Genomic DNA, 6731 nt, shown 5'->3' on the forward strand with positions numbered 1-6731 from the left:
TTGCGTGCTTACGCGGCGCCCGGCGAGAAGCGCTCGATGAGATCGCGCTCCAGTTGCTGCAGCTTCGGCAGCTCGTCGCGGCGGCGCTGCTGGCCTTCGTTCGAGATCTGCTCGAGCTTGTCGAAGGCCGTCACCAGTTGGGTTTGCACGTGCTGGGCGGTTTCCAGGCTGACCAGCGAACGCTGCTTGGCGCGCGCCACGGTCTCGGTATTTTCCAGCAGCATGTCGGCCTGGGCGCGGAAGGCCGCGTCGGTGGCGTCGTAGGCGGCGTTGGCCACCGCCGCGCTCTGCTTGGCTTCCAGCTGCAGCAGGTAGAGCGAGAACACATTGCGCCAGGCCGGGATCGACACGTTCACGATGTCGGTGAAGGTGTCGGTGAGCGCGCGCGCGTTGTCCTGCGAGAGGCGGATCTGGGGCACCATTTGCGTGGCCATCAGCATGGCGCGGCGCAGGTCGTCGATGCGCTTTTCCAGGCGCTCGAGGCGGCGCTTGAGTTCGGTGGCCTGCTGGGCCTCGAAGGCGTTGGCCGGCGCGGCCTGCTGGGCTACCGCCAGCCGCAGCTGCTCGGCCCACGCTTCACCCTTCTTCACGTCGGCGTCCAGGCCCTGGTAGTACATTTCCAGGCCCTTGTACATCTCGTCGAAATCCCCGATGCGGCCGCGGTGCACGTTGGCGTGGCGCGTCATCTCCCCCACCAGCGTATCCATGCGCGATTCCACCACCTGGTACTGCGACAGCATCTTTTCCTTCACCGAGCCGAACATGCCGGTCACGCGCGACAGCAGGCCGCCGGAGCGCAGCTTGGCCGGGTCCAGGCCCTTGGAGGTGGCGATCAGTTCGTTCAGCTGGGTGCCGAACACGTCCGCATCCGAGGCGCGCACCGTCCCCAGCAGCTTGGCCGAGACCTTGGCCACGCCCGCCCCGGTATTGCCGCCCAGGCCTTCGATAGCCTTGTCGTCGATGCCGGAGATGTCGACCCGCACCACCGGCGCCGGGCTCGCCTCCTGGCGCAGCGCGGGCAGCGCGTCCGGCATGGCGACAGGATTGATCAGCGGCGGCAAGGATGGCGCGGTGGAGACCGGCGCAGAGGATGCTGCGTTCGCTTCTTCATCGGAGGAGAACAGCGGTTTCATAACAATCCTTCAGGTTGGAAGTGACAACATGACTAGCTTACCACCGGACAATCCCGCTCGGCGAGCCCTCGCCGCTGCCGCTGGCGCACAAGCGCCGCGACTACGCGGCATGCATATCCATGCGCGCCATCGGTGTCCGTTCAGTATAACCAGGCCGCGCGCCGCCGTGCCGGGCAAGCCGGAAATCTGTGGGGCAAGCTCAGTGGGCCAGGCGCACTTCGATGCGTTCGATGACCTGCTGCACCTCGTCCGGCGCCACCGGCGGGCTGAAGAAATAACCCTGCCCGACGTGGCAGCCCTGGGCCAGCAGCCAGTTCATCTGTTCCCTGGTTTCCACGCCTTCGGCCACCACCGTCATCTTCAGGGCGATGCCCATGGCGACGATCGCCTGCGTCAGTTTTTCGGCGTGTGGGTCCTGCAGCATGCAGTGGGTGAAGGACTGGTCGATCTTGAGGCATTGCGGCGGCAGCTGGCGCAGGTAGCTCCATCGACGCTTCGACGTCGGCCAGCACGCGCAGTTTGTTGCTCAGGTAGAGGGTGCGCGCCTGGCTGGGGATATCGGTGGCGGGAAAGCGCAGCCCCAGGAATTTTTGCGGGTAGCTGCTGGACGTGTGCTCGGCCACGACTTCGCCGCAGCCATCGGCCACGAAACGGTAGAGCATCACGCGGTCGAAGGCGCTCACTTCCGGGATCATCTTCACGCACACGCGAAAGAATGCATCGAGCCCCTCGGCGCGGCGCAGGCGGGCGATGATGTCGGCGAAATCGGCGAAGACCTGGTGCTGCCGGCGCGCTTCGTCCGGGCAGGCGTTGATGGGCAGCCATTTGATTGCCGCCACTGAGCCGCAGCGGTGGCCCAGGCATTCCCATTCCAGCGCGGCGGGCTGGGCCGGCACGGCGCAGGTCCTGGGCGCAGGCTTTTCCAGCTCTGCTGGAATGGTGTCGTCGTGCACACCCGGGCTCATGCTCTTCGATCTCGGTTAACAACGAAGCGTGAGACAGGCGGCAGGGCCGTTGGTTCCGGCCCGCCGCCCCAGCGCAGGGCTGGGTTACTTGCGTTCGGCGCCCGACTTGTCGCGCGCGGCGCGGAACTCCGAATCGACCGACCAGTTCGGCCACATGGTCGAGTTGGCCAGGTCGGAGCCCACCGCATACAGGATGCCGAGGTCGCGCGCCATGCCGGTGAAGGTCCAGGCCGGGTCGAATTCATCGGCCGGCTGGTGGTAGGCCTTCTCGGTGTATTCCTCTTCGGAGGCCTTGCCGGCCTTGACGCCGCCGTCGATCCAGTCGCTGCCGGAGCCGAAGGAAATCGCCGGCACGCCCCGTTTCGCGAACGGGAAGTGGTCGGAGCGGAAGAAGTAGCCCGCTTCCGGTTTCGGGTCCGGCGAATACGCGACATTCGCCGCCTTGAACTTGGCGACCAGCTGGTCCAGCAAGCCCAGCTTGGCGCTGCCCGAGATGTTGAAGTCGCGCGCCGGCCCGCGCGGGCTGAGCGCATCCACGTTGATCAGGCCGACCGTCGATCCCAGCGGGTAGAGCGGGTTCGACGCGTAGTATTCCGAACCGAGCAGGCCCTTCTCTTCGGCCGTCACGGCCAGGAACACGACACTGCGCTGCGGCGCCGGCGCCTTGCCGTAGGCACGGGCCAGTTCCAGCATGGCGGCCAGGCCGGTGGCGTTGTCGACCGCGCCGTTGTAGATCTTGTCGCCCTTGGCGTCGGGCTGGCCCACGCCCAGGTGGTCCCAGTGGCCGCTGTACATCACGACCTGTTTCGGGAACTTGCTGCCTTCGCGGATCGCCACCACGTTCTTCGACTTGATCACCTGGGCGTCCACCGCGTAGTTGGCCGACAGGGTCACGCCCTTCAGTTCCACCGGCTTGAACGTGCGTGCCTGCGCCTGTTTTTTGAGCGCTTCGAAATCGAGCCCCGCGGAGGTGAACATGCCGGCGGCCAGGTCGCGCTGGATCCAGGCTTCCATCGGCGCGTGCGCCTTGCGCGGCTCCTTGCGCACGATGTCGTACATCACGTTGGTGTTCGAATTCTTGACCGTCGGCCAGCCATAGGAGGCCGGCGCGGTCTCGTGCACGATGATGGTGCCCAGCGCGCCGCGGCGCGCCATTTCCTCGTACTTGTAGGTCCAGCGGCCGTAGAAGGTCATGGCCTTGCCGCCGAAGTCGCCCTTGCCGGTTTCGAAGTCCGGGTCGTTGATCAGGACCACGGCCAGCTTGCCCTTCAGGTCGATGCCCTTGAAGTCGTCCCACTTGCGCTCGGGCGCGGTGACGCCGTAGCCAACAAACACCAGCGGCGCGTTCTTGAAGTCGACAAGTTTGGCGCCGCTCATCGAGGCGCGCACGGCCAGGTCGTCGCCCTGCTTCAGTTCGCGGCTGGCCTTGCCTTCGGTGAGGGTCAGCTTGACCGGGCCCTTGATCTCGAAACGGCCGAGCGGCACGTCCTGGGTCCAGCTGCGCTTGCCGGCCGACAGGTCGCCGCCCGGGGCCAGGCCGGCGGCCTTGAATTGTTCGACCAGGTAGTTGACGGTCTTGGTTTCGCCGGCGGTGTTCGGGCCGCGGCCTTCGAACGCGTCGGACGACAAGACCTTGACATCCTGGGACAAGCGTTTCGGGTCAAAACCGGGTGCGTCGGCGGCGTGCGCGGAAACGGCGGCCAGGCCCAGGAGTACGAGCGTCGTGTTTTTCAATGCGGATCTCCATTGTGTGAAAACTGCAAGACGGCCACATTATCATAGGTGGCCCCTAGCAGGAATCAGGATCCGGTGCGTCCGCCATCGACGCGCCGCAGCACGAACCGGGCGCGCGGCTTGGCATGGCGCTCGAGCAGGTAGCTCAGCACCGTGCCATCCTCGCTCAGGCTCACGGTCCAGACATTGGTCTCGGCGCCCGGCACCATCTTCGCGGTCGCCGCATCGGCCAGGAAGGATTGCGAGCGCGCCGTCCCGCCCTCCCCTGCCAGGCCGCCGTACATGGTGACCGCATCGGGCGTGCCGTCCGGGTGGCGGTGGTCGTGGCGCAGTTCCAGCCCGGCCGCCGGGCGCGTAAAAATCCAGGTGCGCGAACGGTCTTCGCCCACCTGCACCGGCATGCGGATGCCGTCCGCCGTGCAATCGACGCGGGTCGAGATGGTCTTGCCGGCGAACTCGCTGTTGGGGTCGATGGCATAGGCCAATCCGCCTTCGAAGCGCTGGCCGCACATACCCTGCAAGGTGGCCATGAACTGTGCGCGCGCATCAGGCGGCGGCGCGGTAGCGGCGCAGCCGGCGAACAGGGAAGCGGCGGCGAGGACGGCAAGGATGGATTTCATGGAGGCTGACCCGGCATGTTGAGGAAGCGCGAGGGTAGCACGCGGCCGGTGCGATAATGCCGGAAGCTAGCCCACCATCCAAGCTTGCGGAGAACAATAATGCCCCATATTGCCGGAATCGACCACGTCCAGGTCGCCATCCCACCCGGCGCCGACGAAGCAGCGCGCGCCTTCTACGGCGGCGTGCTGGGCATGGCCGAGATCCCGAAACCGGCGCCGCTTATTGCCTCGGGCGGCATGTGGTTCCAGGTCGGCGCAACCCAGCTGCACATCGGCAGCCAGCTCGACTTCAAGGCGGCCAAGAAAGCCCATCCCGCCTTCCTCGTCGATGGCTACGCCGGCTTTTGCGCGCAGCTCAGCGCGGGCGGCGTGACCGTGCGCGAAGAAGAGCCGGTGGCCGGCCGGCGCCGCGCCGGCATCGAAGACCCGTTCGGCAACCGCATCGAACTGATCGAAGCCGCGCGGGAATGAACCGGGCCTAGCGCTTCACACCTTCTTCAGCGCCTCGGCCTTGTGCGCCGCCTCGGCGCCGGTCTTGTCGCTGACCACCAGGTATTCCGGATGTTCGCACGAGGCGGCCACGTGGTGGCCCTTGATGTCGGTGGGCGCGGTCAGCTTCTTCTTGACGGTGCCGTGCACCGTGCCCTGGGACGACTGCCACTGCACCTTGTCGCCTGCCTTGAACGTTTCAGTCATGTCGGTTCTCCAGTGGTTCAGGCGGCCTTGCCCTGCCGCTGCAAGCCATCGGGCAGCGGCAGGCCTTCGGCCAGCGCCAGCCTTTCCATGGCCTGCTCCAGCACCACGCGCGCCCGGCCCGCGGCCAGCCCCAGTTCCTGGTGCAGGCGCGCGTCTTCCTTGTTGCGCGACGCGCATTGCGCGCTGTAGCGCTCGAAGCTGCCGACCATCAAGAGGATGTCCGACAGGTGGCGCGGGCATTCGCAGGAGAGGCGGTTGCCGGCGGCAGTGATGGTGGCCAGCGCTTCCTCGTCGAAGCGGCGCGGCGCCACCTGCTCGCCGGCCTGGTCGGGCGCGGGCAAGCCCTGCCCCGCCAGCGCCGAGCGGCACAGCAGCACCAGCTCGCCGATCTCGGCCGGCACGCGCGCCACCAGGCAGCCTTCGGCGCGCAGCGCGCGGATGGTGGCGCTGCCGCAGAAGCGGTACAGCACCACGGTCGCCGCCGGACGCAGCTGCGCACGCGCCGCTGCCACCAGCGCCACCGCGGCGTCGTCCAGTTCGGACGCTTCGACCAGCAGGATGTCCAGCTCCGCGCCGCCCGGGAGCGAAGCCACCTGGTCCAGGCGCGCGCAGTGGCGCTGCACCTGCAGCGCACGCCCGTCGCGGCCGCTGGCGGCGATGCGGCGCACCAGGCTGTCGCCCACCACCAGCGCGCGCATCGGTCTGCTGACCTCGTTGGCACGGGCGGCATTGGGCGCGATCATCTCTTCCAGCCGCTCCACCGGCAGGCCGGTAAGCACGCCGATCGGGTGGCCGAGATCGACCAGCTGCTTGAGCAGGCCGAGGCGCCGCACCTGTTCGGCCGTGTACAGGCGCTGGCCATGGGCCGAGCGCTGGGTTTCCGACAGCGCGTAGCGGCGCTCCCACACCCGCAGGGTTTCCACGGGCAAGCCCGCCAGGCGCGCGGCGACGCCGCTGCGGTAGGTCACTTCGCGCTGCTCGCCCTGCTTTTCATCCATCCGAGTATTCATTTGACCCGCCAGTGAACCATGTAAATGAGGAGTGTCCCGCTACAATTGCGAGACAAACCAAGTGTAGCGCAAATTGCATCCGGTTGCCGCTCAATAACAGTGCACGGTCCCCATACGACACGGCGCTGTCACCCTTGGCTATGGATGAGGATTGAACTGTCGAGCTGCACCACGGTCCAAACCGTATCGCCATCCGACGGAGCCTCCCATGCCTTCGCCCCGCTTCAAGAAGTGGTTCGCCGCCCTGCCGGTGCTAAACCAGCCCCAGCGCCTTCAAGTGATCGACGCCTTGCGCCCGGCGGCCGGGCTCGATCAATTGCTGGCGCTGCTCGACGGGTTCCGAACCGAGCGCTGCTGTCCTGCATGCGCCAGCACGCGCTGGCACCGACATGGCCAGGCCAATGGCTTGCAGCGCTACCGCTGCCGGGAATGCCGGCGTACTTTCAACGACCTGAGCGGCACACCGCTGGCGCGCCTGCGCTTGCGCGAAAAATGGCTCGACTATCTCGGCGCCTTGCTCGACTCGCTTCCCGTACGCAGCGCGGCAGATCGAGTGAAGGTGCATCGCAATAC

General features: G+C 67.0%; 9 protein-coding genes. 3 read left to right on the forward strand and 6 right to left on the reverse strand.

Features of this window, described 5'->3' with window-relative positions; translation table 11 throughout:
• Nucleotides 1-8: 8 nt before the first annotated feature.
• Both BM031_RS21030 and BM031_RS21035 read right to left on the reverse strand, forming a co-directional pair.
• Nucleotides 9-1133 carry a toxic anion resistance protein gene (locus BM031_RS21030; protein WP_091876515.1) on the reverse strand — a complete coding sequence of 375 codons (1125 nt, stop codon included), beginning with the start codon at nt 1131-1133 and terminating at the stop codon, nt 9-11.
• Between the two features lie 199 nt (nt 1134-1332).
• Nucleotides 1333-1611 carry an EAL domain-containing protein gene (locus BM031_RS21035; RefSeq protein WP_091876516.1) on the reverse strand — a complete coding sequence of 93 codons (279 nt, stop codon included), beginning with the start codon at nt 1609-1611 and terminating at the stop codon, nt 1333-1335.
• A 133-nt stretch (nt 1612-1744) separates the two neighbouring features.
• Here BM031_RS21035 and BM031_RS21040 point away from each other — a divergent pair, with 133 nt between their 5' ends.
• A complete protein-coding gene (locus BM031_RS21040) occupies nt 1745-1975 on the forward strand; it encodes a hypothetical protein (RefSeq protein ID WP_091876517.1) in 231 nt (76 codons plus the stop codon).
• A 207-nt stretch (nt 1976-2182) separates the two neighbouring features.
• Here BM031_RS21040 and BM031_RS21045 read toward each other — a convergent pair whose 3' ends face one another.
• Nucleotides 2183-3832 carry a M28 family metallopeptidase gene (locus tag BM031_RS21045; protein ID WP_091876518.1) on the reverse strand — a complete coding sequence of 550 codons (1650 nt, stop codon included), beginning with the start codon at nt 3830-3832 and terminating at the stop codon, nt 2183-2185.
• Nucleotides 3833-3897: 65 nt separating this feature from the next.
• Nucleotides 3898-4452, reverse strand: a complete 555-nt coding sequence (locus BM031_RS21050; protein ID WP_091876519.1) for a hypothetical protein — start codon at nt 4450-4452, stop codon at nt 3898-3900.
• Between the two features lie 99 nt (nt 4453-4551).
• Here BM031_RS21050 and BM031_RS21055 point away from each other — a divergent pair, with 99 nt between their 5' ends.
• The gene (locus BM031_RS21055; protein ID WP_091876520.1) at nt 4552-4923 is read left to right on the forward strand and encodes a VOC family protein; all 372 of its coding nucleotides are present in this window, start codon (nt 4552-4554) and stop codon (nt 4921-4923) included.
• Nucleotides 4924-4938: 15 nt separating this feature from the next.
• Here the strand turns inward: BM031_RS21055 and BM031_RS21060 are convergent, their stop codons facing one another.
• Both BM031_RS21060 and BM031_RS21065 read right to left on the reverse strand, forming a co-directional pair.
• Entirely contained in the window at nt 4939-5148 is a 210-nt protein-coding gene (locus tag BM031_RS21060) for a hypervirulence associated TUDOR domain-containing protein (protein ID WP_091876521.1), read from the reverse strand.
• Nucleotides 5149-5165: 17 nt separating this feature from the next.
• Nucleotides 5166-6158 carry a MerR family transcriptional regulator gene (locus BM031_RS21065; RefSeq protein ID WP_229409097.1) on the reverse strand — a complete coding sequence of 331 codons (993 nt, stop codon included), beginning with the start codon at nt 6156-6158 and terminating at the stop codon, nt 5166-5168.
• 208 nt (nt 6159-6366) lie between these two features.
• Here BM031_RS21065 and BM031_RS26315 point away from each other — a divergent pair.
• Nucleotides 6367-6731, forward strand: a 365-nt coding sequence (locus tag BM031_RS26315; protein WP_177207848.1) for an IS1/IS1595 family N-terminal zinc-binding domain-containing protein, incomplete at its 3' end; no start/stop codon positions are given.

The sequence above is a fragment of the Massilia yuzhufengensis genome (assembly GCF_900112225.1).
Classification (GTDB): domain Bacteria; phylum Pseudomonadota; class Gammaproteobacteria; order Burkholderiales; family Burkholderiaceae_D; genus Telluria; species Telluria yuzhufengensis.

Bases quoted from the DNA above. Each gene is read 5' to 3' on its own strand.
- BM031_RS21055 (WP_091876520.1), top strand. From the start codon at position 4,552: ATGCCCCATATTGCCGGAATCGACCACGTCCAGGTCGCCATCCCACCC.
- BM031_RS21065 (WP_229409097.1), bottom strand. From the start codon at position 6,158: ATGAATACTCGGATGGATGAAAAGCAGGGCGAGCAGCGCGAAGTGACC.
- BM031_RS21060 (WP_091876521.1), bottom strand. From the start codon at position 5,148: ATGACTGAAACGTTCAAGGCAGGCGACAAGGTGCAGTGGCAGTCGTCC.
- BM031_RS21050 (WP_091876519.1), bottom strand. From the start codon at position 4,452: ATGAAATCCATCCTTGCCGTCCTCGCCGCCGCTTCCCTGTTCGCCGGC.
- BM031_RS21030 (WP_091876515.1), bottom strand. From the start codon at position 1,133: ATGAAACCGCTGTTCTCCTCCGATGAAGAAGCGAACGCAGCATCCTCT.